Source organism: Allokutzneria oryzae (assembly GCF_042429765.1).
GTDB lineage: Bacteria > Actinomycetota > Actinomycetes > Mycobacteriales > Pseudonocardiaceae > Allokutzneria > Allokutzneria oryzae.
Window position 1 is genome coordinate 25,657 of sequence record NZ_JBHLZU010000003.1, and the last position, 25,660, is coordinate 51,316.

At 72.4% G+C, this 25,660-nt stretch carries 20 protein-coding genes; 7 read left to right on the top strand and 13 right to left on the bottom strand.

Features of this window, described 5'->3' with window-relative positions:
- Positions 1 to 65 precede the first annotated feature (65 nt).
- The 3 genes from rnhA to ACFFQA_RS03995 all read left to right on the top strand — a co-directional run bounded on the left by rnhA (position 66) and on the right by ACFFQA_RS03995 (position 3,019).
- Positions 66 to 530, top strand: a complete 465-nt coding sequence (gene rnhA, locus ACFFQA_RS03985; RefSeq protein WP_377850223.1) for a ribonuclease HI — start codon at positions 66 to 68, stop codon at positions 528 to 530.
- 112 nt (positions 531 to 642) lie between these two features.
- Positions 643 to 2,214 carry an alpha/beta fold hydrolase gene (locus ACFFQA_RS03990; protein ID WP_377850224.1) on the top strand — a complete coding sequence of 524 codons (1,572 nt, stop codon included), beginning with the start codon at positions 643 to 645 and terminating at the stop codon, positions 2,212 to 2,214.
- Between the two features lie 454 nt (positions 2,215 to 2,668).
- Entirely contained in the window at positions 2,669 to 3,019 is a 351-nt protein-coding gene (locus tag ACFFQA_RS03995; RefSeq protein ID WP_377850225.1) for an STAS domain-containing protein, read from the top strand.
- Here ACFFQA_RS03995 and ACFFQA_RS04000 read toward each other — a convergent pair.
- Positions 3,006 to 3,812 carry an SDR family NAD(P)-dependent oxidoreductase gene (locus ACFFQA_RS04000; RefSeq protein ID WP_377850226.1) on the bottom strand — a complete coding sequence of 269 codons (807 nt, stop codon included), beginning with the start codon at positions 3,810 to 3,812 and terminating at the stop codon, positions 3,006 to 3,008. The two genes, ACFFQA_RS03995 and ACFFQA_RS04000, sit on opposite strands and share 14 nt — an antisense overlap.
- A gap of 145 nt (positions 3,813 to 3,957) precedes the next feature.
- Here ACFFQA_RS04000 and ACFFQA_RS04005 point away from each other — a divergent pair, with 145 nt between their 5' ends.
- Complete coding sequence (locus ACFFQA_RS04005) at positions 3,958 to 5,532, top strand: glycosyltransferase family 28 protein (protein WP_377850227.1); 1,575 nt, start codon at positions 3,958 to 3,960, stop codon at positions 5,530 to 5,532.
- A gap of 174 nt (positions 5,533 to 5,706) precedes the next feature.
- On the opposite strand, the gene ACFFQA_RS04010 is transcribed toward ACFFQA_RS04005, so the two are convergent.
- A complete protein-coding gene (locus ACFFQA_RS04010) occupies positions 5,707 to 7,773 on the bottom strand; it encodes a hypothetical protein (protein ID WP_377850228.1) in 2,067 nt (688 codons plus the stop codon).
- A gap of 143 nt (positions 7,774 to 7,916) precedes the next feature.
- On the opposite strand from ACFFQA_RS04010, the gene ACFFQA_RS04015 reads away from it, so the two are divergent.
- Positions 7,917 to 8,903 (top strand): M29 family metallopeptidase, encoded by a 987-nt coding sequence (locus tag ACFFQA_RS04015; RefSeq protein ID WP_377850229.1) that lies wholly within the window; start codon positions 7,917 to 7,919, stop codon positions 8,901 to 8,903.
- Here the strand turns inward: ACFFQA_RS04015 and ACFFQA_RS04020 are convergent.
- From ACFFQA_RS04020 to ACFFQA_RS04055, 8 genes are all read right to left on the bottom strand, one after another.
- Positions 8,893 to 10,089, bottom strand: a complete 1,197-nt coding sequence (locus ACFFQA_RS04020; protein ID WP_377850230.1) for a cytochrome P450 — start codon at positions 10,087 to 10,089, stop codon at positions 8,893 to 8,895. The genes ACFFQA_RS04015 and ACFFQA_RS04020 overlap by 11 nt on opposite strands.
- 19 nt (positions 10,090 to 10,108) lie before the next feature.
- Positions 10,109 to 10,825, bottom strand: coding sequence for a hypothetical protein (locus tag ACFFQA_RS04025; protein WP_377850231.1), 717 nt, complete (start codon positions 10,823 to 10,825; stop codon positions 10,109 to 10,111).
- Positions 10,826 to 11,542 (bottom strand): helix-turn-helix transcriptional regulator, encoded by a 717-nt coding sequence (locus tag ACFFQA_RS04030; protein ID WP_377850232.1) that lies wholly within the window; start codon positions 11,540 to 11,542, stop codon positions 10,826 to 10,828.
- Positions 11,543 to 12,119: 577 nt separating this feature from the next.
- Complete coding sequence (locus tag ACFFQA_RS04035; RefSeq protein ID WP_377850233.1) at positions 12,120 to 15,011, bottom strand: ATP-binding protein; 2,892 nt, start codon at positions 15,009 to 15,011, stop codon at positions 12,120 to 12,122.
- A gap of 5 nt (positions 15,012 to 15,016) precedes the next feature.
- Complete coding sequence (locus ACFFQA_RS04040; protein ID WP_377850234.1) at positions 15,017 to 17,758, bottom strand: AAA family ATPase; 2,742 nt, start codon at positions 17,756 to 17,758, stop codon at positions 15,017 to 15,019.
- Entirely contained in the window at positions 17,755 to 20,658 is a 2,904-nt protein-coding gene (locus tag ACFFQA_RS04045; RefSeq protein ID WP_377850235.1) for a helix-turn-helix transcriptional regulator, read from the bottom strand. The genes ACFFQA_RS04040 and ACFFQA_RS04045 overlap by 4 nt, the downstream gene beginning before the upstream one ends.
- Before the next feature lie 846 nt (positions 20,659 to 21,504).
- Positions 21,505 to 22,104 carry an alpha/beta hydrolase gene (locus ACFFQA_RS04050; protein WP_377850236.1) on the bottom strand — a complete coding sequence of 200 codons (600 nt, stop codon included), beginning with the start codon at positions 22,102 to 22,104 and terminating at the stop codon, positions 21,505 to 21,507.
- On the bottom strand, positions 22,101 to 23,072 hold the full coding sequence (locus tag ACFFQA_RS04055; protein ID WP_377850237.1) for a ring-cleaving dioxygenase: 972 nt from the start codon (positions 23,070 to 23,072) through the stop codon (positions 22,101 to 22,103). The genes ACFFQA_RS04050 and ACFFQA_RS04055 overlap by 4 nt, the downstream gene beginning before the upstream one ends.
- 97 nt (positions 23,073 to 23,169) lie before the next feature.
- On the opposite strand from ACFFQA_RS04055, the gene ACFFQA_RS04060 reads away from it, so the two are divergent.
- The gene (locus ACFFQA_RS04060; RefSeq protein ID WP_377850238.1) at positions 23,170 to 23,640 is read left to right on the top strand and encodes a MarR family winged helix-turn-helix transcriptional regulator; all 471 of its coding nucleotides are present in this window, start codon (positions 23,170 to 23,172) and stop codon (positions 23,638 to 23,640) included.
- A 242-nt stretch (positions 23,641 to 23,882) separates the two neighbouring features.
- Here ACFFQA_RS04060 and ACFFQA_RS04065 read toward each other — a convergent pair whose 3' ends face one another.
- Entirely contained in the window at positions 23,883 to 24,323 is a 441-nt protein-coding gene (locus tag ACFFQA_RS04065) for a hypothetical protein (RefSeq protein ID WP_377850239.1), read from the bottom strand.
- 184 nt (positions 24,324 to 24,507) lie between these two features.
- On the opposite strand from ACFFQA_RS04065, the gene ACFFQA_RS04070 reads away from it, so the two are divergent.
- Positions 24,508 to 24,726 (top strand): hypothetical protein, encoded by a 219-nt coding sequence (locus ACFFQA_RS04070; RefSeq protein WP_377850240.1) that lies wholly within the window; start codon positions 24,508 to 24,510, stop codon positions 24,724 to 24,726.
- Here the strand turns inward: ACFFQA_RS04070 and ACFFQA_RS04075 are convergent.
- Positions 24,720 to 25,106, bottom strand: coding sequence for a pyridoxamine 5'-phosphate oxidase family protein (locus ACFFQA_RS04075; RefSeq protein ID WP_377850241.1), 387 nt, complete (start codon positions 25,104 to 25,106; stop codon positions 24,720 to 24,722). The genes ACFFQA_RS04070 and ACFFQA_RS04075 overlap by 7 nt on opposite strands.
- 44 nt (positions 25,107 to 25,150) lie before the next feature.
- On the bottom strand, positions 25,151 to 25,660 hold the full coding sequence (gene ybiA / locus ACFFQA_RS04080; RefSeq protein ID WP_377850242.1) for a riboflavin biosynthesis intermediates N-glycosidase: 510 nt from the start codon (positions 25,658 to 25,660) through the stop codon (positions 25,151 to 25,153).

Genomic DNA, 25,660 nt, shown 5'->3' on the forward strand with positions numbered 1-25,660 from the left:
ACGCGATAGGGTGCTCCCGACCCGGCGGGTGGGCCGGAATCCCGACGGAACGGACACCGAACAGCGTGCAGCCGCACCAGATCGTCGAGATCTACACAGATGGCGCGTGCAGCGGAAACCCCGGCCCCGGCGGCTGGGGCGCGGTGCTGCGCTACGGCGAGCACGAGAAAGAGCTGCACGGCGGCGAGGCGGACACGACCACCAATAACCGAATGGAACTCACAGCTCCTATCAAAGCTTTGGAATGCCTCAGACGCCCTTCGGTGGTGCGGATCTACACAGACAGCACCTATGTGCGCAACGGCGTCCTGTCCTGGCTCCCGAAATGGAAGCGCAACGGCTGGATGACCAGCGCCAACCAGCCCGTGAAAAACGCCGACCTGTGGCGCAGGCTGGACGCGGCCATCGGCGGGCACCAGGTCGAATGGCACTGGGTGAAGGGCCACGCGGGGCACCCTGAGAACGAACGGGCCGACCGGCTCGCCGTGCTCGGGGTCCAGGAGGCGACGGCGAAAGCCACGGCGTTGTAAACAATTGGGCATACGCCCCTGAAGCTGGATGTCAGGGGTTTCCCCGATGCCCGCTCCCGGGTGGTCCTCCTACGGTCGAACGCGCATTCCCCGGCTCGACGACGGAGGATCCTTGACCGGAAAAGCATTAGTCGCCTCGGCACTGGTGGTCGCGCTCGCCGTTCCGCTGGCGGCCGTGACCCCGACCGCGGCGGCGGAACCCGCGCCGCTGACCTGGAAACCGTGCAAAGACATCGCCAACGGCTGGCCGGCGACGGACGCGCTCAGCGAGTGCGCGACCGTCACCGTCCCGCTGGACTACGCCAAGCCCGGGGGACGCAAGATCAACCTCGCGGTGAGCCGGATCAAGGCGACCGACCCGGCCGCGCGCCGGGGCGCGATGGTGTTCAACCCGGGCGGCCCCGGCGGCTCCGGGATCAGCATGCCGCGGTCCATGGGCCAGAGCACCGTCAAGGATCTCGGCCGCACGCACGACCTGATCGGCTTCGACCCGCGTGGTGTCGGCTACAGCGACAAGCTCACCTGCCGGACGCTGCCGGAGGACACCGAGCAGCCCCCCGCGTCGTGGTCGAAGAAGGAGAAGGCGAAGTTCGTCTCGGAGCGCAACGGGCGGGCCAACCGCCGGTGCGCGGAGAGCGACCTCGACTTCACCCGCAACCTCACCACGTCCACCATCGCCCGCGACATCGACTCGATCCGCGTGGCCCTGGGTGAGCAGAAGGTCAACTACTACGGCATCTCCTGGGGCACCGCGCTCGGCGCGCACTACCGCAGCCTCTTCGACGGCAACGTGGACCGGATGCTGCTCGACTCCGTGATGCTGGCCAACTTCGACCTCAACGAGATCGACAACACCACCGTCGCGGCCTACGAGAACCTCTTCAACGACTTCGTCACCTGGCTGGCCCGCTACGACCGCGTCTACCACTTCGGCACCACCCACGCCGAGGTGAGCAAGGCGCTGCTCGACCTGCGCACCCTGCTCACCGAGTCGCCGAGGGTCATCGGCGGCGGCCCGTCCCCGGTCGTCATCGACGGCGACACCATCACCTGGCTGATCACCTCCGGCCGGATGTCGTGGCCGGGCTCGGCGGCCGAGCTGGTCAAGATCCGCGACAACGAGGTCCCCGACCGCGCCCGCCAGGCGGTCGCCGAGGCCGACGCGGCGGCCGCCCGCTCCGCGACCCGCGGCTTCGACGGACCGCCGGAGGGCTTCAACACCTTCCTCAACATCGCCGTCATCTGCAACGAGGCGCTGAGCACGCGGGACTTCGAGACCGCGTGGGCGCACCGCGAGGGCCGCATCGCCAAGTACCCGGCGGGCGGCGAGCGCGCCAGCTTCGACGGCAAGTGCGCCAACTGGCCACTGCCGGTGCAGCCGTGGCGGCTGAAGACCGGCGCGAGCCCGCTGCAGCTGGTCGGCCACCTCTACGAGGGCGTGACGCCGATCGACTGGGCGGTGTCGATGCGCGGCAGGATCGGCGGCACCCTGTTCACCATCGAGGACGACCGGCACGGCTCGCTGTCGAGCCTGCCCTGCGGGGCGACCGGCGTGGAGTTCTTCGCCACCGGCAAGCCCAGCGGCCTCAGCTGCGCCGGACCGCCCATCCCCACCCCGGAGACCCCGCCGGCGTTCGACCGCTCCCCGTACGTGGACCGGGCGAACACCTTCGACCTCGGCTGAGGGGTTCTCCCCGGGCATCGCCACCGCAGGAGAACGGTGCGGGCCCCACCCCGGTGGACGCGCCGCACCACCTCACCACCCCCACGCCCGCCCCTCGTTTCGCGTTTTGCCACCTTTACGCGAAATGAGAGCGCTCTTTCGCGCAACAAGGTGACAAAACGCGAAGAGCCGACCACGCGAGCCAGGCCACGCGCGCACACGGCGGCACGACGGCGGTGCACCGCGTCGGGGTGTCGGGGCGACTTGCAGGACGGGGCCTACGCGCCATACCTCCACCACTGGCAACCGCCAGACACGTTCGGGTGATAGCGCGGTCCGGACCGACACGGCGGGGATGTGATCTGGATCATCGTGTGTGGGCGTTCGCCCCCTCCCCGAGCCACCTGACGCTCACCGTCCACTCAGGACGGTGAGCGTCGGCGCATCCCGCCTCCGTGAAAGCGAGCCTCTCCACGTGCCATCGGTTCCCGCCCAGTTCCACCCCCAGGAGGACCTGCTCACCGTCGCCACCCGCGCCGACGGTGACCAGTGGGTCGTCGCGTTCACCGGCGAGGTGGACCTGGCGACCCGCGCGCGCTTCACCACCGCGCTCGACGCCGCCGTCCGGACCGATCACCCGGTGGTGGTGCTCGACCTCACGGCCGTGACCTTCATGGGCTCGACGGCACTGGCCGGACTGCTGCGGGCCCGGCAACAGCTGCGGGAACAGGACCGCGAGCTGCGGCTGGTCGCCGCGCACGAGGCGGTCCTGCTCCCGCTGCGGGTGACCGGGCTGGACGGCCGGTTCGCCGTCACAGCCCCTTGAGGAACCCGGAGTCGACGGCGAACTCCGCACCCGTGGTGCTCGCCGAGCGCGGGGAGGCCAGCAGGACGACCACGTCCGCGACCTCCTGCGGCTCGGCGAGCCGCCCGGTGCTCAGCCCCATCATCTCCGGGACCAGCCGGTCCATCACGGTGTCGCGGTCGGTCCCGGCCTGGGCCGCGAGGGTGTCGGCCACCCGGCCCTCCTCCGTCCACCACGCGGTGCGCACCGGGCCGGGCGAGACGGTGTTCACCCGGATCCCCTTCGGCCCGAACTCCTCCGACAGCACCTTGGTCAGGTTGTTCATGCCCGCCTTGGCCGCACCGTAGTCGACGTTGATCGGCGACGGCTGGCGCGCGTTGCCGGAGGAGACGTTGACGATCGACCCGCCGCCGCGCTCCAGCATCGCCGGGATCGCCGCGCGGATCGCCCGCACCACGGCGAACAGGTTGAACTGGAACACCGCCTCCCACTCGGCGTCGGAGGCGTCCACAAAGGACGAACGCGGCAGCGTCACCCCGGGCGGTGGCCCGCCCGCGTTGTTCACCAGCACGTCCAGGCCGCCGAAGACCCGCACCGCCTCCGCGATGACGTGCGCGGGCGCCTCCCGGTCCATCAGGTCCACCGGCACGTGCAGCAGGTCGGCGCAGGCGAGCGCGTCCAGCTCGGGGCTGCCGGTGCGGGACGCGGCGACCACCCTGGCGCCCTCCTCAAGGAGGGTCCTGGTGACGGCGAGTCCGATGCCCTTCGAGGCGCCGGTGACGACGGCGACCCGACGGTCGAGCTTGAGATCCATGACTGCCCTTCTCGTTGTCCTGCCCCGCGACCGGGGTAGGACAATGTTGTTCCGCAGCAACGGGAAAGTCCGGCGACAATCGGACACGGCGGCACAGGAGCACGGCCGGTTCCCGCCAGCGCACCGGTGCCATAGGCTGATCGGCGTGAGCGGCGCGTCCTGGGTGCGGAGTCCGGTCGGCGTGCACGCCGGCCGGTGGGCGACGCTGCCCGGCACGCGCAAGGTGCTCTTCGTGGTGCACACGGTCACCTCGGCGAACCGCCTGCTGGACCTGGTGCCGCTGTTCGACTCCGACCTGCGGGTGCAGCTGGTGTTCACCTGCCCGGACGCCTCGGCGATCCGTGGCGGGGTCCAGGAGTGCTTCGCGGAGCTGGGCGTGCTCGCCATTCCGTGGGAGCAGGCCCTGCACACCGAGTTCGACCTGGCGATCGCCGCGAACCACAGCGGAAACCTGCACGAGCTCCGCGCACCGCTCATGATCGTCTCGCACGGGGTGGGGTACTCGAAGAACCCCCCAAGAACGAAGATCGAAGAGCCAAGAACCTATGGCCTGTCGGCCCCGTGGTTGCTGCACGAGGGCCACGTGGTCGCCGACGCGCTGGTGCTCTCGCACACCGAGCAGCTGGACCGCCTGAGAACCTCGGTCCCGCAAGCGGTTCCCGCCGCGATCGTGGCCGGGGACCCGTGCCTGGACCGCATCCGCGCCAGCCGTCCGCTGCGTGAGCGCTACCGCGCCGCACTCGGGGTGCGGCCGGACCAGAAGCTCGTGGTGGTGTCCTCCACCTGGTCCGCCCGCTCGCTGTTCGGCTCGTGGCCGGACCTGTTCCGCCAGCTGCTCGCCGAGCTGCCCGTCGACGACTACCGCGTCGCCGCGATCCTGCACCCGCACGTGTGGTTCGGCCACGGCCCGCACCAGGTGCGCCTGTGGCTGGCGGACTGCCTGCGCGCGGGCCTGACCCTGGTGCCCCCGCTCGAAGGCTGGGGCGCGGCGCTGGTCGCCGCCGACCTGGTCATCGGCGATGCCGGAGCCACCACGACCTACGGCGCGGCCCTGGACCGCCCGGTCCTGCTCGCCGCCTTCCCCGAGGAGGACGTGGCGCAGGGCTCCTGCGTGGACGTGCTCGGTGCGACCGCGCCCCGCCTCGATCCGGGTCGTTCGCTGCGCGCCCAGGTGGACCAGACCCTGGCCGCGTTCGTGCCGGGCGCGCTCCAGAAGGTGACCGACCTGGTCAGCTCCTACCCCGACGAGGCGGCGATCCGACTCCGCGCCCGCGCTTATCAGCTGTTGGACCTGCCCGAACCGGACCACGGGGTGCAGGTCCCGCCACTGCGCCTAGAACCGTCCACAAAGGACGAAGTGACCGCGTACCGGGTCACGACGGAGTTCGACGCCTCGGCAACGGTGACCGTGACGCGCTATCCGGCGGATGTGTTCCGGGGGAGGCTCCTCGCGGAACCGTCGCTGGCCGACCCCCACCTCGTCGTCCACGCCGAACACCCGGACCGCGCACTGCGCTCGGCCGCCGACATCGTGTTCTGCCGAGACGAGGCGCAGACCGCGTCCCTGTTCGACGAACTGGACTGCTACCTCGTCGCGGTCATCGCCGAAGACCACTGCCGGGTCCACCTCCGCGACGGCCGCACCATCGACCACGACGGCGGCGACCCGCTGCGCTTCGCCTCCGAGCTCTACGCCCACCTCACCACCCCGCCCCACTAAGCCCCCCACGACCCACCCCCACGCCACCCCGCGCCCCCCTGCGCCACCCACGCCCCCCACGCCACCCGCCCTTCCTCCCGCGGCTGGGCTTTTCGCGTTTTGTAGGCATGATGCGCAAGAGAGCGCTCCCATTTCGCATTATGCCTACAAAACGCGCAAAAAGCGGAGGGGTGGCTACGTGCGGGGCTCGGTCGAGGCCAGGCCGAGGTCTGCGGTGAGCCGATGTAGCGCGTCGCGGCACTTCTCGGTGATCTCCTTGTGCCCCAGGCGTTGCGTGATGTCGACGAGTGGCTTGAGCACGTCGAGCTGGCTGCGCTTGGACCCGTCGGCCACAAAGGTGTCGAGTGCCGCGAACAACACGGCCTCGGCCTCCTGGAGGCGGTCCAGCCCGGCGAGCGCCCTGCCCCGGACGAGCAGCAGCTTGGCCTTGTTGTCCGACTCCGAGGTGCCGTCGAAGTACTCCGCCGCGGCGGCTTCGTGCCGCAGGCAGTCCTCGAACCGCTCCAGCCCGAGGTGGAGCCGCGCCCGGTGCAGTTCGAGCAGCGCGAACATCCGGGGCCGTTGCGCCTCGGGAGCCCGGTGCGCCGCCTCCCACGACTCGTCGTAGAACCGGAGGGCCCGCGCGCTGTCCCCGAGCCGGGCGCTGATCTTGCCGCGCCACTCCAGCGCGCTCTGCTCCCCCGTCCGCCCTTCCGGCCCGCTCACCAGACCGGCCGCCCGGTGCGACGCCGCGAAGTACTCGTCGGCCCGTTCGTGCTCGCCGAGCGCGACGTGCGCCGAGGCGAGCTGCGACGCCATGCGCATGATCGCCCGATGGTCACCCAGTCGTTCGGCGGCCTTCAGCCCGATCTCGTGGGTGCGCCGCCAGTCGTCGTGGTGACCGTGCAGGTGGTAGAGCCCCCACAACGCCTCACAGAGCTGCCAGGTCTGCTCGTCCAGCCCGTGCTCCTCGGCCAGCAGCACCGCACCGAGCAGCGTCTCCCGGTTGGCTTCCAGCCGGTCCAGCACCGCCTTGCGTTCCAGGTGTCCGGCCAGAACCGCCTTCGCTGCGTACTTCGGGCCGATCCTCGGCCTGGCGGAGAGCTTCGAGTCCAGCGCGACGGTGTCGTCCAAGTGGTGCTCCACGATGCGCAGGGCGATGCATGAGGAGTCCTCTTCGGACAGTTCGCGCGCGGCGAGGGTTCGCGCGTGCCACGCCACGACGCCATCGATCCGGTGGACGTCGCCGACCGGCCGCACCAGGTGGTAGCGGGCGAGGTCGTCGAGCAGCTCCTCAGCGTCCTCTTCGGGCACCCCGAAGGCCGCCGCTGCGGCGGCCGTGGTGAGCGTGGTCCCCGGATGCAGACCGAGCGCGCGGTAGGCTGTCCGGACGCGCTCGGGCACCGTGTCGCACAGGGTGTCGAGCCGGGCGCGCATCTCCTCCGCCGCCTTGTCTCCCAATGCCGGTGCCCCCAGTTCGGCGAAGCGGCGCAGTATCCGGCCCGCCCGTTGGGGCCGATCGTTGACCTGAGCCGCGAGAAGATGGATGAGCAGGGGCGAGCCGCCGCAAGCCCGCACTCCCGACTCCGCCGTCGCACTGTCCACTGAGGACGACAGGTCGTGCACGAGGCTCCGGAACAGCTCGACGTCGTGGTGCTCGTCGAGCCCGGTCACCGGGACGGGGCGGAACTGGTCGTTGAGCAACCTGCCCAGCCGCTCGGACGAGAGGACCACCAACGCGGAACCGGGCGAGGAGACCACGAAGGACTGCGCCTGGGCCGCCGACACGACGTTGCGCAGCACGATCAGCATCTGCCGGGTGGCAAGGTGGGAACGGAAGAGCGCCTGTTTCTCGCTCAGCAGAGCCGGGATCTCGGCGGCGGGCACACCGAGCGCGACGAGGCCGGAGCGGAAGGCCGTGTCCAGGTGCACGGCGTCGTCCCGCACACCGCCGCCGAAGTCGATCAGCATGGCGCCGTGCGGAAAACTCTCCTCGGCGAACCACTTGTTCGCCAGCTCCAGCCGACCGAACCCCGGGGCTCCGTGCAGCAACAGCCTGGCGAGGCGCCGCTCCGACCTGGCCGCCAGCAGCTCCTCGGCCATGACCGCGCGCGGTTCGGCCCGGTTCACGAACTTCGGGTGCGGCTCGGCGAGGCGCGGCGGCACGAACTCCTTCTCCTGCCGCGCGAGCAGCACGTTGAGCGTCTCGATGTTCCTGGCCTGCACCAGCGTTCCGTGCACATCGCCCGTGCTTGAGTTCACCGCCCCGCCGTCCACGCTTCGGACCCTACACACTTCGATCACCGGATGTGCGCGATCAGTCACCCGGCGGACAAACCCGTCGCGTACTCGGTTCGGACCGAGTTGGATGAGCCTGACGTGACCGTGTCCTCAGGAGTTCGCCCATGTCCTGGACTGCTGTAGCCACCGCCGCGGTGAACGGCGTGGCCCCACCCACTGGTGGCTTGGTGGTCGTGCGCGACCGCTGTGGCCGGGACGAGGCGCTGTACGCGGTGGTGGTCGAGCTGGAGCGGCGCGGGGTCACGGCCGTGGTCGACACCGCGCCCGACGAGGTCATCACCCGAATCCTCCGCACCGCCACGCCCCACGTGATCGAGCACTTCGGCACTCACCGCGCGGCGATGCTCGAACGGGCTGACGGGGTCATCACGATCGGCGCGCAGAAGCCGGACTTCTCAGGCGTCGACGAGGAGGTGCTCCGCGCGTTCCTCCGGGCGCGAGCCGTCATGGGCGAGGTCGAGACACGGCGTCGGTTGCCGTTCCTCGTGGTCGGGGTACCGACGAAGCGGCTCGCGGACCAGCTCGGCCGGACGATCACGGAACTCGACGAGCTGGTGCTGCCCGCGCTCGCGGTGCCGCAGGAGGTGCTGGCGGAGGCGATCCGGCACAAGACAGCGGAGCTGCGAGGACGGCACTGGGTGCTGGAGTCGCCCGGGTGCCGCCTCACCGCCGATCGAGGCGAGCGCCCGCTGCTCTCCGACGACGGACATGTGTCCGAAGTGGACCGGGAGCGGGGCGCGACGACGAGCAACCTTCCCGCGGGATCCATCTACTCGACGGTGGTGGAGGAATCCGTTGAAGGAACCGTGCGGCTCGACGACGGCGTGGTGCTCGGGTTCGAAGCCGGACGGGTGGTCGACGGGCCGTCGGAGCTGATGGGCGAACGGGTGTCGCACATCGGGATCGGGCTCAACCCGGCGGCACGCGCGATGGGCTGGACGCTCAACGACGAGCACCGGGAGGGCGCGGTGTTCCTCGCGCTCGGCGAGAACCGCTACCTGGGCGGGCGCAACGCGTCCACGCTCAACGAGGACTTCCTCGTGTCACAGCCGCACCTGGCGGAGCGCACGGGCAGCGTGGTCACCACGTGACCGGCAGGGACTCCGGAGGTGTCTCCGCGCTGCCGTCCCGGAAGCGGACCTCGGTGGCGGGAACGGCCAGGCGCAGCGCGGGCAGGCGGCGGGACAGCACCTCCAGGGCCACTTCCAGCTCCAGGCGCGCGAGCGAGGCCCCGACGCAGAAGTGCGCGCCGTGCCCGAACGACAGGTGCCGAGGGCCGCAACGGGCCGGGTCGAAGCGAGTGGGGTCGAAGCGAGTGGGGTCGAAGCGGCCCGCCTCCGGGAAGGCGTCGTCGTCGCGGTTGGCCGAGGCGACCGAGACCACGACCACGTCACCGGCGCGGATGGTCACCCCGCCCAGCTGCACGTCCTCGACGGCGCGGCGGGAGCGCAGCGCGTCGCCGTAGGTGGAGAAGCGCAGCACCTCCTCCAGCAGCGCCGGGTCCACCGGACAGGACGGCAACCGTCCATTGTGGACGAGCAGGGTGAGCACCGCGTTGCCGATCCCGGCGACCATCGTCTCGTAGCCGGTGACCAGCAACGTCGCCACCAGCTTCACCACGGAGGCGTCGTCGTCCACCGCGAGGCCGTCGGTGACCAGCGCCGAGATCAGCCCCTCGCCCGGCTCGGAGCGCGCCGCCCGCACCGTGGCGCTCATGTGCACGAGCAGCTCGTTCTGCGCCCGGGTGACCTCCTCGTCGGTGAACCGGTTCACCGACAGCACCGCCTCGGCCCAGTGCGCGTACGTGCGGTGCTCGGCGACCGGCACGCCCAGCAGCGCGCAGATCACCGACATCGCCAGCGGCTCGGCGAAGGCGGCCATCAGGTCCCCGCCCGGTTCGAGCCGGTCGAGCAGCTCCTCGGCCAGCCCGGTGATCCTGGGGCGCAGCGCGGCGACCCGGCGCGGGTTGAGCGAGCCGGTCAGCCGGGACCGCAGCGCGGTGTGCTCCGGCGGGTCGGTGGTGAACAGCAGGCCGGACAGCAGCGCGCCGCGCCGGGTCCTGGCGGCGCCGCCGTCCAGCAGGGCGCGCTTGCTGAAGCGGTGGTCGGCGAGCACCAGCCGGGCGTCGGCGTAGCGGGTGACCAGCCAGGCCAGGTCGCCGCTGGGGAGCCGGACCCGGCACACCGGGCGGTCCCGGCGCAGCAGCTCGTAGCCGGGCGGGAGCTCGGTCACCGCGCCCCTGGCGAAGGGGAAGGGCATCGGTTCCCGCTCGGTCACCGCCGGTGCCTCCCTGTCGTCAGTACGCCGCCTCGCCCTCACGGACGTCCTGCCCGCCACTGTGGATCTTCCAGCCGCGCCCGCGCAACCACGCCTCGGCGCGTTCGCGGGCGTGGGCGAGCTCCACGGTCATCATGATCACCGGCACCCGTCCTGGCCCCAGCGGCACCGACTCGGTGACCGGCTCGGCGCCGAAGAACCGCGCGGCTGAGCTGGCCGAGGCCAGGCTCGTCAGCACCAGCGTACGGGCACCGGTCCGCTCGCCCCACCAGGTGAGCGCGGCGTGCACCAGTGCGGCGGAGACCCCCAGGGAGCGGTGGCTGGGGACGACGACCTCCCTGCCGACGACGGCGAAGGAGCCGTCGGCGACGATCTCCCGCGGCAGCAAGGAGGTCAGGTCCCCGAAGTCGTCGTGCACCTCGCCCCAGGCCAGGGTGTTGGGCACGATCCGCATGCTGCCGACCGGCTGCTCCGGGGCCGGGTTCAGCCGCCTGCGCTCCAGGCAGAGGAACTGGGCGGCGCGCTCGTCGTAGGGGTCCCAGACGGTGACGCCGAGCCGGCGCAGGGTGGCCTCGTAGTGCCGCGACCGCATCTCCAGCACGTCTTTTCGCCTCGGAACGCTGTTGGCGACCCGGAGCAGGAGTTCCCGGTCCTGTTTCCGGTAGGTCGCGATCAGCGGGTCGAGCGCACAGAAAGCAGCGGCACTGCGATCGAACAGGTCTTTCTCACGCGGCATTTACTTGACGTATTCCGGGAGCACCCTCGGCGGCCAGCAGCCGACGCTCAGAATGCCCAGGGAGTACGCCTTGGAAACCAGAGCGGGACGGTTGGACACGCCGAGCTTCCGGAACATCGTGCTGACGTGGTATTCCACGCCCTGCCTGCTGAGGTAGAGCCGGGAGGCCATCTCCACCGCCGAGACGCCCGCCGCGACCCCCTCCAGGATCCTGGCGTCGAGGTCGGTGAGCACCTTGGTCTGGTCGACCACCGGCCGCGCCTCCTGCTCGGCCTCGGTCTCCGGCTTGACCACCACCACGACCGCGCCGACCCGGCCGTCCGGGGCGTGCGCGGCGATCCCGGTGAGCTCACCGGCGAAAACGCTGCCGTCGGGGCGCATCGCCACCATCCGGTCACCGAAGCTGGTGCGGTGGCCGTCGACCAGCCTGGTCAGCTGGCGGCGCAGGTTGCCCTCGACGCTGGGGTGCAGGAAGTCCTGGAAGCGGCGGCCGTGCACGGTGGCCGAGCGGCGGCCGAACTGGCGGAAGAAATCGGCGTTGGCGTCGCGGACCCGCAATTCCGGGTCGAGGCTGGCCATGCACATGCCCGAGCGTTCGAAAAGCGGCTTGAACAGATCGACCTGCCGCGACAGCGGGGTCCTCGACCAACGGCTCGGCAGCTCAGCGGCAACTCTGCCGACGCCTTCTCCGGCGACCTCTCTTGCCATAACAGTCATCAGAACCACCTCAATGAGCCGCAATTCGAGATTGGCCTACGGCCGCCGCTGCGGAACAGCTGTTCGGCGTCGGCCACGAAAAGAAGACTATGTATTCACTCGAACGGCTTCAACTGGCATACGGACCAACCACTAACACTGTGGTCGCAGGCCCCTGACGGTTCGGTGCACCCCGGGTGGTTCGGTGGTTCGGTACGGTCGGCCATCCACCGTGAAGATCACGTCAAGAACGCGTTTTCGCAGGTCAACGTACTATTCCCCGAATTCGATCATCCATCGGACCGACCGCTGCCACCACAGGTGTACCCCTCGCGAATCAGGCGGTGTAGTTCCGTGGGATGACCCCGAAACACAAATTCAGGCGAAGTCCGGGCGAACTCCCGGCGATACCCGGCGGCGCCGCCATAAGAGATGTGGAAGCGCGGTCCGCGGTGACGGCCACTCCGACGGCCGGACACCCGCCCGCGCGGGCACCTGGGCGTCGGCCTCGCGGTGCGGGCACGCTCGTGCGGGGTGCCCGCGACGGTCGGCGGACACCCCGGGAACCCCAGGGGGAGAAGGAAGAAAGCGGCCTGGCTCAGCCCGCGACGCCGCTGGCGGTGTCCTGGCCGAGCGCGGCGGCCAGACCCGCCCGGCCGGGCACGGCGAGCTTGCGGTAGGAGTTCGTCAGGTGCTTCTCCACCGCCCGCAGGCTGACCCCGAGCGTGTCGGCGATCTCCTGGTTGGTCCCGCCCGCGGCGGCCATCCCGGCGACCCGCAGCTCGGTCTTGGTCAGCGACGCCTGCTGCGGACCTGAGACCGCGGCGGGGTGCGCGGCGGAGCGGACCACGGCCGTCTCGGGCACCGCGAGCTCCGCCAGTGCGCCCGCCTCGCACGCCTGGGCGATGACCCGCCCCTCGCTGAGCAGCTCGTCGGCGTCGCCGCTGCCGAGTTCCTGGAGCCGGATTCCCAGCTGCACCAACGCTTTCGCCAGCTCAAGGCGGTCACAGGAGGTGCGCAGCACCTCGACGGCCTCGCGCAGCAGCTCCACGCCCCGCGCCCCGCCGTGCAGCGTGGCCTTGGCGCGCAGCGCGCGACCGGAGGCGGCCGGGGCTCCCCAGGCGAGCGCGCGGGCGCACTCCTCCTCGATCAGCTCCGCCGCCGCGGCCTCGTCCCCGGCCTGCCGGTGGACCTCGGCCACCCAGCCGCGCCACGGGTAGACCGCCGGGTTGTGCCATCCGGCCCGCTCCAGCCACTGGCCCGCGTCGAGCAGGTACTCCAACGCTCCGTTGGGGTCGCCCTCGGCGGCGAGCAGCCGGCCGCGCAGCAGCTGGTGCATCGCGTGGTGCGACACCCCGTACTGGGAGCGGCCCGCCCGCGCGCCGTTCTGGTCGCCGTCGCGGTCGAGCAGCCACCGCGCCAGCTCGATGTCCTTGGTGTCCATGGCGATCGTGGTCAGCGCCGAGGACGCGAGCGTGGTCGCCTCGATCCACTCGGCGTCGACGAGCTCAAGCGCCTCGATGCCGCGCGCCTTGGCCTTGGCCACGTTGCCCGCGCACAGCAGCACCAGCGACTGCTCGGCGTAGATCCAGGTGCTGCTGACGGTCGCCTCCTGCCGCTGCGCCTGCTCCAGCGCGATGTCGAGCCAGGAGCTGACGACCGTGACCGAGTCGGCCGCGGCGAGGGTGCTGACCAGCAGCGGCAGCGCGGTGTGCACGTGCGATGCGGTCGCGGGCTCGCGTTCGAGCACCCGGTTGGCGCGGCGGACGATCTCGGCGGCGGGCATCTTCTGGCTCATCATCGCGGCGTAGAGCAGCACCGCGAGCAGCTCGCGCTCGGAGCCGGTCCGCGTCCCCGGCTCGGGCCCCATCCCCAGCAGCCGGTCGACCGCCTCGGCGAGCTGGGCCGGGTCCTCCTGGCCGGTGTAGCGCAGCCGCGCCTCCAGCCGCAGCGCCAGCTCGCGCTCCTGACCGGACAGCTGGTCGGGGTCGCCGAGCTCGGCGGCCACCTGCCGGACGAGGTCGCCGACGGGCAGCGGGGCGGCGTTGAGCACCGAGGGCGCGATCCGCACCACCGCGGCGGCCCGCTCCTTCGCCGTGGTCAGCAGCGGAACGGCCTGCGAGATGTGGCGCACCGACGCGGGCGGGTCGAAGCCGCGCTCCGCGGTGGCGAGGTCGACCAGCAGCATCGCCCGGTCCTCGCCGTCGGAGGAGGAGTCCACCAGCGCGCGGCGCAGGTAGCGGGCGGCCGCCTCCGGGGCGCCCCGGCGCAGCGCGGTGTGCGCGGCCGAGCGCAGCACCTCGATCGCCCAGCCGTCCTGCGGCGCCGTCACCGCCAGCAGGTGCGCGGCGACCTGCTCCGCGGAGTAGCCGCAGCCGTGCAGCAGCTTCGCGGCGCTGATGTGCACCCGCGCGCGCTCCTCGACGGTCATCGACTCCTCGACCGCGTCCTGCACGGTGAGGTGGATGTAGCGCGGCACCGGGCCGTCGGCCAGCAGCCCGAGCCGGTCCAGCACCCGAACCGCCTCGGTGCAGCCGACCGCGTCGAGCTGGGCCAGCCGGCCGATCAGCTCCATCTCCGCGTGCTCGCCGAGCAGCGCCATGGCGTTGGCGAAGCGGCGGATCGGCTGCGGCTGCGAGCGCAGGCAGGCCACCAGCCGGTCGCGGAACATCGACGGGCCGAGCATCCTGGCGTTCTCGATCTCCTCGGCGACCGGGCGGCGCCTGCCGACCACCATGTTCAGCAGGATCGACATCAGGAACATCGGGTTGCCGTCGGAGATCTCGTGCACCGCGGCGACGAACTCCGCGTCGCCCGGCTCGCCGAACTGCTCGCGGACCAGCTCGCGGATGGCCGCCTGGCTCAGCGACCTCGGCCGCAGGGTGCGGGTGGCCGAGCCGGTGATCTCGGCGATCAGCGGCTGCTCGGAGCGCGGGTCGCCCTCGCGGACGCTGACCACCACGGTCACCGGCAGCCGGTCCAGCCGCTTGGCCAGGTAGCCGAACCAGCGCAGCGACGGCGTGTCCACCCACTGCAGGTCGTCGACCAGGATCAGCAGCGGGTGGTCGGCGCTCATGTTGGCGGCCAGCGCCTGCAGGCCCTGCAGCACGGCCTGGGCGACGGCGGCGGGCGCGCGACCCTCCGTCGGCGGGCAGTCGTCGGCGAAGGCCAGCCGGGCGAACCCGGCGGCGTGGCCCAGCCAGCGCTCCCTGGTCTCGGCGGGGGCGGCGGCCAGCGCGGGCTCGAAGAGCTGGCGCAGCACGCCGAAGGCGAAGTCCTGCTCCAGCAGCGCGCCGCTGGCCTGCAGCACCTTCGCCGAGGGCGCGGCACCTCGGGCACCGGCCCCGGCGAGCTCGGCGAGGCTGTGCACCAGCTCGGTCTTGCCGTTGCCCAGCGGGCCGGTGACCACCAGCAGCGAGCCGTTGCCCGCCGCGGCGCGGCGCAGTGCCCCCGCGACGACGCTCAGCTCGGTCTCGCGCTCCAGCAACACGGTGGCTACTCCCCCTTGCCCCGGTGGCCGAGCGCGGCCACGAGCTCACCCCGGCCGGACAGGCCGAGCTTGCGATAGACGTTGCTCAGGTTGAGCTCCACCGCGCGGCGGCCGAGCCGCAGCTCCTCGGCGATCTCGCCGTTGGAGCGGCCCAGCGCGGCGAGCTCGGCGACCCGGCGCTCGGTGCGGCCCAGCGCCGCGAGCCCGGGGCGCCGCGCGGTGGTCAGCCCGGTGTCCAGCTCGATCACCCTGGTCACCAGCTCCGGCGCGTCCGACATCAGCACCATCGCCTCGTCCAGCAGCGCCTTGGCCTGCTCGGGCGCGGAGTCGGCGAGCACGTGCGCCGATGCCAGCAGCGTGCCGCCGAGGAACTTCGGCTCGCCCCAGCTCCTGGCGTTGGCGCGCTCCTCGGTGAGCAGCCGCACCGCCTCCTCCTGCTCGCCGCGGGCGTGGTGGGCCAGCGCGGCGGCGGAGCGCCACGGGATCATCGCCGGGTTGGCGACGCCGAGGTTGAGCAGCCTGCGCCCGCACTCCAGCAGGTCGTCGATGGCCGCCCTCGGCTCGCCGACGGTCAGCCGCAGCCGGGCCCTGGCGAACAGGAGGTGGCACCAGGCCACGCCCTCGGTGGCACCGGCGGGCAGCCTCCCGGTGTAGCCGGTGACCTCCCGGTCGGCGGCCTCGGTGTCGCCGTGCGCCAGGTGCAGCACCGCCCGCGCGGCCACGACCGCGGGCGCGGTCAGCGGGTTCCACTCGCGCAGCGGCAGGTGCCGCAGGGCCTCGGCGAGGTCGCGCTCGGCGTCCTTGGCCCGGCCCATGCCGAGGCACAGGCTCGCCCGCAGCAGCAGCACGGCGGAGAGCACCGCGTTCACGCCGACCCGCCGCGCCTCGATCAGCACCTGGTCCAGCCCGGAGAGGGCCTCCGCCCAGTCGTAGGTCAGCCCGAGCGCGCGGGCGGCGGCCATCCTCGGGCAGATCAGCGCGGTCGCGCCGGTGGCGGGCCGCAGCGCGGTCCTGGCGAGCTCGCGCACCCGCTCCAGGTCCCTGCCGCGCATCGCGCCGCGCCAGGCCAGCGCGCCGGACTGGGCCGGATCGCTTGCGGCGTAACCGTTTCCCACCCCGGACACCGACACCGCCGCCCCCGGAAGCCGCGGCGCATCGGCGTGCCAGGGGCGGACAAGCGTGAACGGGTCGTGCTCGATGGTGTTCTCGGCGAGCCAGTACAGCGCGGTCAGCCCCCGGTCCCTCGACGGAGCGGCCGAGCGCAGCGCCGCGGCCACGTGCCGCCGGGCCAGCCAGCTCTCCCCACCGGCCAGCAGCAGGTCGGCCGCCTGCGCCCGGTACTGGTCCACCTCGGGGCCGCCGGGGCCGCTGATCACCTCGCACAGGTGGCGGTTGCCCGCGACCGGCCGGGTTCCCAGCTCGGCGGTGGCCAGCTCGATCAGCAGCCGGGACCGCGCGGCCTCGGTCAACGGCTCCCGCAGCGCCCGCTGCAGGTACTGCCGCGCCCTGGCAGGCCGCGCGCCGTTGCGGTCCCTGGCCGCCGCCCTGCTGAGCATGTCCACCGCCCACGGCTGCCCGACCGGCCGCGCGCCGAGCAGGATGCCCGCGACGTCGGCGTCCGGGATCGCCGAGCGGTGGCCGAGCTCGGCCGCGGCGGCGTGCAGCTCCTCGCGGGCGGGCGGCGACATCCCGGCCAGCACCCGGGAGGCGGTTGTCGGGTCGGCGAGCTCGGGGTTCTCCCCCGGCCGCACCAGCCCGGTGCCCTCCAGCCTGGCCAGCGCCTCGGACTCCGGCATCGTGCGCAGCCCGGCCAGCGAGCACACCAGCCGGAAGTCCAGCCGCGAGCCGCAGACCGCGAGCGCGCGCAGCAGCCCGACCAGCTCCTCCGGCAGCACGCCGACCAGCCGCGCGACCCGGTCGCCGATCTCGGTGGTCACGGTCTCGTGCAGCTCGGTGAGGTGCTCCATGACCGGCGCCAGCCCGGCGCGGGCGAACTGCCGCAGCACCGCGCGCACCAGCCACACCTGGCCGCCGCTCGCCCGCATCAGCGCGCGGCTGAAGCTCTCGTCCAGCGGGCCGGGGCAGGCGGTGGCCAGCAGCATGTTCACCCCGGCCAGGGTCAGCGGGCCCGGGCGCAGCAGGTGCGCGGCCACCGAGACCGAGCGCGGCGCCGCGGCCAGCTCGGTGAGGCTGGGCAGGCCGATCGGCCGGGAACCGTCGTTGCCCGCGACGATCAGCAGCAGCGGCACCTCGCGCAACCGCCTGGCCAGCGCGCGCAGCCACCGCGCGGAGAACGGGTCCGCCCAGTGCGCGTCGTCGACGACGACCAGCAGCGGCTCCCGCCGGGCCAGACCGAGGAACTCCCGGCACAGGGCGGGGAGCACCTCCGACTCCCGCTCGGTCTCCGCCCACCGCGCGTTCGTCCACACTGGACAGTCCTCGTCCGGGAACGCCGCGAGCAGCTGGGAGACGACGCCGTAGCGCAGGTCGGCCTCGGTGCGCGAGCCCTGTGCCGAGACGGCCCGGATGCCGCTGGCCTCGGCGAGCGCGACGGTCCTGCGCAGCAGCGCGGTCCGCCCGGCGCCCGGCCGGTTCTCGATCACCACCAGCGCGGACCGGCCCAGCGACAGGCCGGTGACCGAGCGGCTCAGCAGGTCCAGCTCGGCGCCCCGGTCCACCAGCAGGTCGAGCTCGTCCTCGTCGCGCCAGCTCCGGCGCCCCACGGCGCGCTCCTCCAGCGCGCTCATACCAGGTCCCTGGTCGGCGAGGCGGCCGGACCGAGCGCATCCGGCAGCTCAGCGCGCCTGCTCAGCCCGAGCTTGCGGTAGACGTTGGTCAGGTGCACCTCGACCGTGCGGACGGTGACGAACAGGGCCTCGGCGATCTCCCGGTTGCTGTTGCCCTCCGCGGCCATCACCGCCACCCTGCGCTCGCTGCCGGTGAGCCCGTCGACGGGCGAGCCGATCTCCCTGCGCAGCCTGCCGCCCGCCAGCACCAGCAGCCTGCCCGCCTCGTTGGCCAGCACCTGGGAGCCGCACCGGGTCGACAGGTCGATGGCGTTGCGCAGGTGCTCCCGCGCCCCCTTCGCGTCGTCGCGCCACAGCAGCGCCTGCCCCAGCCGGAACTGCGCGTGCGCTTGGTCGAGCCGGGCGGGCGTCGCGGCGAGCAGGTCCACCGCCTCGGCGAGCTCGTCGACCGCGCGCCGCGGCTCGGCGATCACCCCAGCGGCGAGCAGGCCGAGCCCGACCCCGCGCAGGGTCCCCCACTGCTGCGCGCGGTCCTGGGCCCGCTCGACCAGCTCGCGGGCCAGTCGTTGCTGCCCCTGTTCCGCGCGGATGCACGCGACGTCGACCCACCACCTCGCGAACAACGGGTTGGTGATGCCCGACTCCTCCAGCACGTCGCCGCACCGGAACAGCTGTGCCAGCGCCCCGTCGAGGTCGCCGCGCGCCCACCGCAGCCGGGCCTTGGCGACCAGGTAGTACGGCCCCTCCCAGACCAGGTCCTCGACGCGGTCGGCGCGCACCCGGTCCAGCGCGGCGTCGGCCTCGTCCAGCTCGGCGCGCTCCAGGTGCGAGAACGCCACGCCCACCCAGGGCATGGTGGTGCCGGTGTCCCAGGGCTGCTGCTCGAACACCGCCATCGCGGTCTGGGCGTCGGCCGTGGCCTCGGCGACCTCGCCGATGCCGTGGTAGAGCAGCGCGCGGCAGGCCAGCGTCATGCAGTAGGACCACAGCGCCGCCTGCTCGCGGCTGTCGTCCAGCACGGAGTTCAGCGCGGCCAGCGCCTCGTCGGTCTTGTCGGCCAGCTGCAGGGTGAGCGCCGCGTTGAGCGCCGCCCAGCCCGGCAGCACCCCGGCCGGGCCGCGCAGCGCGCGCCGCGCCAGCTCCACGGCGTGCTCGACCGGCTTGCACTCCACGGCGGCCAGCGCCGAGGCCATCGCGAGCACCTGGCGCTCGGCGGGGGTGCGGCCCTCCGGCAACGGCATCCGCCGCGCGAGCTCGCGCAGCTTCGACATGGTGGACTTCTCGTCGGAGCCGACGAACAGCAGCGTCGACCACAGCATCGTGCGCAGGTCGAGGTCCGCGGGCGTGGGGTCGGGGCCGATCGCCTCGGACAGCTCCGCCAGCGTGGCGCTGAGCAGCTCGGTCGCCTCCGGCGCCTGCTGGGTGGCCAGCGCGGTGAGGCCGTACTGCACCACCACCCGCACCCGCGCGCGGGGGTCCGGTGTCACCTCCAGCACGCGGCTGAGGTGCTCCAGCGCGCTCGCCGGGTCCGCGGGGGCCAGGCACCGGGCGAGCTGGACCCGCACGGCGGACTTGTCCCGCTCCTCCACGGTGGCGTCGAGCACCTTGCCCAGGTAGCGCACCGCCGCGTCCGGCGCGCCCCGCTGCTCGGCGTGCGTCGCGGCGTCGCCGAGCACACCGAGCATCCACCGCTCCGGCAGGACCTCCAGCAGCATCAGCTGGTTGGCGACCTCCTCCGCTGGCCGCCCGGCGTCGTTGAGCAGCCGCGCCGCCCGCCCCCGCAGCCGCGCGACCTCCTCGGCCGTGGTGGCGCCGAGCACGGCGGAGCGCACCTCGTCATGCGCGAAGTCCAGCTCCCGCTGATGCAGGACATCGTTGCGTCGCAAGGCTTCCACCGCCACCCGCACCAAACGGGCCTGCACCCCGGCCAGCACGCTGACCAGGTCCGTGCCGCCGTCCCCGGCGGCTGCGCCGAGCACCGCGACGGCCCTGGCGACCGCCCGCGCGTGCTCGGGCAGCCCGGCCAGCCGCAGCAGCACCGAGGACGCGAGCACGTCCTTGCCGACCGCCTCCACCCTGGTCACGGCCGCGTCGTCGGGGAAAGCGCCTTCACGGCGAAGCTCGCCGAGCAGCCGTGCGGCCAGTAACGGGTTGCCGCCGGTGATCCGGGCGCAGGAGCTGACGAACGCCCGGGTGGGCGGGCCGAGCACGTCCGCGGCGAGGTCGGCGATCTGGTCCTCGGTCAGCGGACCGAGGTCGATGGAGGCGCAGCGGGCGTGCGCGAGCAGCGCGCTCAGCCCCGCCGTGGCCGGCCCCCTGGTCTCGGTGCGGTGCGCGAGCACGACCAGCAGGGGGAGGTCGTCGGCGCGGCGCAGCAGGAAGTCCAGCCAGTGCATGGACCGCTCGTCGCACCAGTGGGCGTCGTCGAGCACCAGCACCAGCGGGCCTTCGGCGGCGAGGGTGACCACGAGCCAGTACAGCCCGTGCAGCACGCGGTAGGAGGGCGTGTCGGACTGGGCCCCGGCGGCGGGGCCGCGCTCGTCGGCCGCCAGGGCGGGCAGCGCCCAGCGGGCGCCGGCGCTCAGCCGGGGGTCGTCCTCCCCGGTCAGCCGGAGCGGGGCGAACAGGGCGCGGACGGCCCCGTAGCCGACGCCGCTGGTGACCTCGCGGCAGTCCGCGCGCAGGACGGTGGCGTGGTGCTCGACGGCGAGAGCGGGCAGCACGTCGTCGAGCAGGCTGCTCTTGCCGATCCCGGCGGGCCCGCGCACCAGCACCGCCTGGGAGCGCCCGGACAGGGCCGTTCGGGCACGAGCGGTCAGCGTGGTGATCTCCGAGGAGCGGCCGACGAAGCGCGGCGGGCCCGGGTGCCGCCCGAGGTCGTCCACGCTGTTGTCCACCACGCGGGCCAGCTCCCTTCTCCGTCGGCGGCGTCACCGTGGCCGGTCCGTCCGCGCCCGGAAGGGCCATGGGGTCGGACCGCGGCGCGGTGAGAGCGCTGCCACGCGGCCGAGACTACCCAGAGACGCTCACCACGCGGACGGCCTTGCGCGGACGACACGTCGAGAAAGTATTTACCGCAAAACCTGTCAAGCCGAGTGAACGGCAACCGAAAACACGGTTTCCGCTGGTCCGTTAGCCCCGCCTGCTCGGCCCCCAACACCGGCGGCAACGTTAAAGAACACTGGTGATTAATGGATTTTGATGACACCCGACGACTCGATGTCCATCCTTCGGTTGACACAGCGGCGCTCCGCCCAGGTCAGCGATGTGCCTGCGTGCCGGGGCGGGAGTCGATCATGGCCAGGTCCGCGCCACGCCACGCGGGGCGGGCGCGGCGCAACCGCGGACCGCGGCCGAACGAGTGGAGACCCAGATCACCCGGGCCGACTGCACGTCGCGAGACCGAAGTCAAGCCAACCGAAAAAAGAAGGAGTACGAAAAAGGCGGCCGACAATTCGTACTCCGCCTGGCGGCGCGTCGGACTAAGGCCATGACATTTGACCCAGATCAATGGCGGACAAAGCGCGTGGATTCACCGGACCGGTCCCCAGCCGGGCGGGTGTACCCGTTCGTCCGGTCACGAGGCCCCCTCACCCTGCCCGAAACCACACTGTCGACAGTACAGCGGGCAAGCGCTTTCCACCCGTCGTCCGAACGTACCCCGGCGACCGCCGCCCGGGCGCGCCGGGCTGGTCCGTCCGCCGCAGTGCGTCCAGGTACCGAACCGCGATGCCCGAACGGTCACATCACAGCCAGTCGCGGGCAGCCTCCAGGCCGTCAACGGTGATCTGGTGGCCTCCGGGATGCCGCAACGCGGCGACCTCCGCCCCCCGCTCGGTCAGGACGTCCACCAGGTGGTCGACCGAGGACAGCGGCGCCATCGGGTCGCGCTGGCCGTTGGCGAGGAACACCCGGCTGCCGGCCAGGTCCAGCAGCGGAGGTTCGGGCAGCGGGGACATCCCGGCGAACAGCACCGCCTCACGCAGCGCGTCCGGCCGCAGCAGCAGGACGGCCGAGGCGATGTTGGCGCCGTTGGAGAAGCCGACCGCGACGACCCGCCGCTCCCCCAGGCCGTACCGCTGGCGCGCCGCGAGGACGAAGTCGGCGAGCTGGTGCGCCCGGGCGATCACGTCCTCGGTGTCGAAGACGCCCTCGGCCAGCCGCCGGAACCACCGCGCCATGCCGTTCTCCGACACCGGCCCGGCCGGGGCCAGGGTGGCCGAGCCGGGGCTGAGCCGCTCGGCCAGGCCGAGCAGGTCGTCCGGGCCACCGCCCGTGCCGTGCAACAACAACAGCACGGGCAGCTCCGGATCGCCCTCGGTGAAGCGGTGCGTCAGCTCGCTCACGGCGCGGCCACCTCGGGGTTGTTCTCCCTGGGCAGGTCGAGCGCGGGCAGCAGCGCCTCGATCTCCTCGCGCTTGGGCTCCAGCCACGGCGGCAGCTTCAGCGCGCGGCCGAGCTCCAGCAGCGGCTCGTCCACGTCGAAACCGCCGGTGTCGGTGGCGACCTCCAGCAGCGTGCCGCCGGGCTCGCGGAAGTAGATGGAGCGGAAGTACTGCCGGTCCAGGATCGAGGTGACGTTGACTCCCTTGTCCAGCAGCTCGTCGCGCCACACCACCTGGGTCGCCTCGTCGGGCACCCGCCACGCCACGTGGTGCACGGTGCCCGCGGCGGTCAGCCCGCGCGGCGCGTCCGGGGTGACCAGCACGTCGACCAGCGCGCCCGCGCCGCCGTCGCCCGCCTCGAAGCGCAGCCGGTTGCCGTCCTGGTGCAGGAACCGCAGGCCGAGGTCCTCGGTCAGCATGGCGGCCGTGGCGTCCTCCTCGGTGACCGACAGGGTCACCGAGTGCAGCCCCCGGATCGCGTGCTGGGCGGGGACGAGCGGGGTGTCCCACGGGTCGCGCGGGTCGCCCTGCGGGTGCGCGACGAGCGAGAGCACCAGGCCGTCGGGGTCGCGGAAGGTGAGAGTCTCCTCGTTGTCGCTGTTGCGGACACGGCTGACCTCGACGCCGGTGGCCCGCAGGTGCTCCTGCCACCAGCCGATCGAGGACTCCGGCACGGAGAAGGAGGTGACGCTGGCCTGGCCGGTGCCGATGCGCCCGCGCGGGGCGTCCTTCCAGGGGAAGAAGGTCATCAGCGTGCCGGGCTTGCCCGAGGCGTCGCCGTAGTAGAGGTGGTAGGTGGCGTTGTCGTCGAAGTTGACGGTGGTCTTCACCAGGCGCAGGCCCAGCGTGCGCAGGTAGAAGTCCACGTTGCGGCGGGGGTCGCCCCCGATCGCCGTCACGTGGTGCAGACCGCTGGTCGTGATCGCCATGGTTCCTCCTCGCCGAGAGCTGCCGACGACGCTAGCCAGATATTCTCTTCCGCGCAAGAGGTATCCACGGAAGATACCGGCCGTTAGACTGGCGGCCATGACGGAGCCGGACATGCTCGCGGACGCGATCGACGACGACGAGATCGTCACCTGGTGGGGCCTGGTGATCGAGGGCTACCTGGCCACCCACCAGGGCCTGATGGACGAGATCGCCGAGCGCTTCGGCCTGGCCCCCGCGCCGTTCGACATCCTGCTGCGGCTGGTGCGCTCCCCCGAGCACCGGATGCCGATGACCCGCCTCGCCCACGAGGCGGCGCTGACCAGCGGCGGCTTCACCAAGGTCGCCGACCGGATGGTGGCGGCCGACCTGATCAGGCGGGAGCCGTGCGACACCGACCGCAGAGTGATCTACGCGGCGCTGACCGAGCACGGCACGGAGATCGCCAACAAAGCGCGCGCGGCCTGTGCGGAGATCCTGCGCCGCCGGGTGCTGGCCCCGCTCGGCCCGGACGCCGCGGCCGGGCTCGCCGACGCCATGCGCACGCTCCGCTCGGCCAACTCCGCCTGACGCCTGCCCCGCAAGTCGTCCCGCCCCCAACGCGACACCACCCCCGCGCCCTGGCTTGGCGTGGTCGAGGTCCTCGCGTTTTGTAGCTATAACGCGCAAAAGAGCGCTCCCATTTCGCGCTATAGCTACAAAACGCGAAACGGGGACACGCGGGTGAGGGCGCCGGGGGGTGGTGAGGTGGTGCTACCACGTGCAGGGCGCGACCTAGCTGGCCAGCGACGGGAAGACGGCGCGGATCTCGCTCAGCAGCGCCGCAGCCCTGTCCGGGCCGAAGGCGCCCACGCCCGCCGAGACCGCCCGGACGGCGGGCCGCAGCGGATCGGGGTCACCTGCCGCCTGGAACGCGATCGTCCGGTTCTTCGGCCCGGTCCCCGGTCCCCCCACTGCCCGGACCAGCCGAGGAAGATGTCCTCCCCTGCGACGGGGAAGGAGACCTCGACGACCTCCTCCCAGTCGTCGCCGATCGGCGGGCACGCGTCGTGCAGCTCCACCTCGAACCCCACCGTCCCGGTGTGCGGGCCGGTGGTCAGCCACAACATCCCGGGCCGGGCCGCTCCGCACAACCCGTTGCGCTGACCTCCGAAACAGGCGTGCAGGTCGATCTCTTCGGCCCGCGCTGCTCCGGTGTGCGCGTAGATCTGTCCATAGTGGACCCGCACCTCGCCGCTGATGAGTGTGCGCACCGCCATCGTCCCTCTCGCTCGGCACCAACGTCGGCATTCTGGACCTGAGCACCGACAGGCCGCCCGCTTCGAGGTAGACCTGTTCCCGTCGGGACGCGGGTAGGCGTCAAGACGGCAACATCGGGTGAGAAGCCGTGTGGTGCCTGGCATCCTCCCCACCGAACCGGGTGCGTGAGGAGCTCCGATGACGCGGCACCAGCAACCGAGGACCGGCGACACCGTGATGATCAACGCGGGTGTCACCTGCGGCGGCGTCGACGTCGGCGAGGTCCGGCTCGTGGTCTCCCAGGCGTACACCGAGCCCGATGGACGGCCGTGGTTGTGGGGTGTCGACGCCGAGCAGCACCGGTACCGGCTGCCGTGCGCGACCGTCACGGTGAGCGAGCCGCGGCGGACCTACTGAGCGACGCCCGCGAGCAACCACCTCGTCACGGGGACCTCGATCAGGACCCGCTCTCCGGCACCCTCCCACGCGGCGGTGACGTCCCAGCCGTCGTACTTCGCCGCGAAGGCCGCGACCACATCCGAGGGAAAGCCGCCACAGTGGACCGCGGCCACGCCCTCGGCCACGACCGGGGCCGTGCCGTCCTCAAGCGCCAGTGACACGCGGGGATCGCTGATCATGTTGCGCACCTTGCGGTTGCGCTCGCTGCTACCGATCCACCACGTGCCGTCGCGGTAGACGAACCACACCGGGGTCACGTGCGGCGAACCGTCGGAGCGCAGTGTGCACAGCCAGACGTTGCGCTCCCGCTCAAGGCGGCCGAGGATCTTCGTTTCCACGCCGCCCCACGGTAGCCGTCGGCGGCCCGGAGCCCCCGGCCACGTCAGCCCGGGGCCTGGCGCAGAAGTGTGCGGACGTCCATCAATGCCTTGCCAAGGAGGTTCGTGCCCGGCCACCGCTCGGGGTGCGCGGCGTCGGGGTGGTCGGCCGCCAGGCCGATCCCCCACACCGCGTCCAGCGGGCTCGCCTCCACCAGCACGCGCTCACCGGTGCCGAGGAGGTACCGGCGCAGGTCCTCGTGCTGGCCGAACTTCGCCGTGTTGCCCGCGACCACGATGTCGTACCGTCGCCGCTCCCAGACCCCGGTGTCGAAGTTCGCGACACCGCGGCCGAGGTCCTTGGCGGCCTTGGGATGTCCCGCCGACAGCACGCGCTCGGCCGTCTCACCGTCGTCGAACAGGATCGCCTTGCGCCACATCATGTAGTGCTCGGCGGTGGCGAAGCTCAGCCCGTCCACCACGAAGGGCGCGGGCCACCACTGGCTGAGGCAGCCCTTGCCGACGCTGCCGTCGCGCTCGGGCTGGTGGCCCCAGAAGAACACGTACCCGGCCAT

Bases quoted from the DNA above. Each gene is read 5' to 3' on its own strand.
- ACFFQA_RS04000 (WP_377850226.1), bottom strand. From the start codon at position 3,812: ATGGATCTCAAGCTCGACCGTCGGGTCGCCGTCGTCACCGGCGCCTCG.
- ACFFQA_RS04015 (WP_377850229.1), top strand. From the start codon at position 7,917: ATGTCCTGGACTGCTGTAGCCACCGCCGCGGTGAACGGCGTGGCCCCA.
- ACFFQA_RS04025 (WP_377850231.1), bottom strand. From the start codon at position 10,825: ATGCCGCGTGAGAAAGACCTGTTCGATCGCAGTGCCGCTGCTTTCTGT.
- ACFFQA_RS04030 (WP_377850232.1), bottom strand. From the start codon at position 11,542: ATGACTGTTATGGCAAGAGAGGTCGCCGGAGAAGGCGTCGGCAGAGTT.
- ACFFQA_RS04040 (WP_377850234.1), bottom strand. From the start codon at position 17,758: ATGAGCGCGCTGGAGGAGCGCGCCGTGGGGCGCCGGAGCTGGCGCGAC.
- ACFFQA_RS04055 (WP_377850237.1), bottom strand. From the start codon at position 23,072: ATGGCGATCACGACCAGCGGTCTGCACCACGTGACGGCGATCGGGGGC.
- ACFFQA_RS04060 (WP_377850238.1), top strand. From the start codon at position 23,170: ATGACGGAGCCGGACATGCTCGCGGACGCGATCGACGACGACGAGATC.
- ACFFQA_RS04070 (WP_377850240.1), top strand. From the start codon at position 24,508: ATGACGCGGCACCAGCAACCGAGGACCGGCGACACCGTGATGATCAAC.
- ybiA (WP_377850242.1), bottom strand. From the start codon at position 25,660: ATGGCCGGGTACGTGTTCTTCTGGGGCCACCAGCCCGAGCGCGACGGC.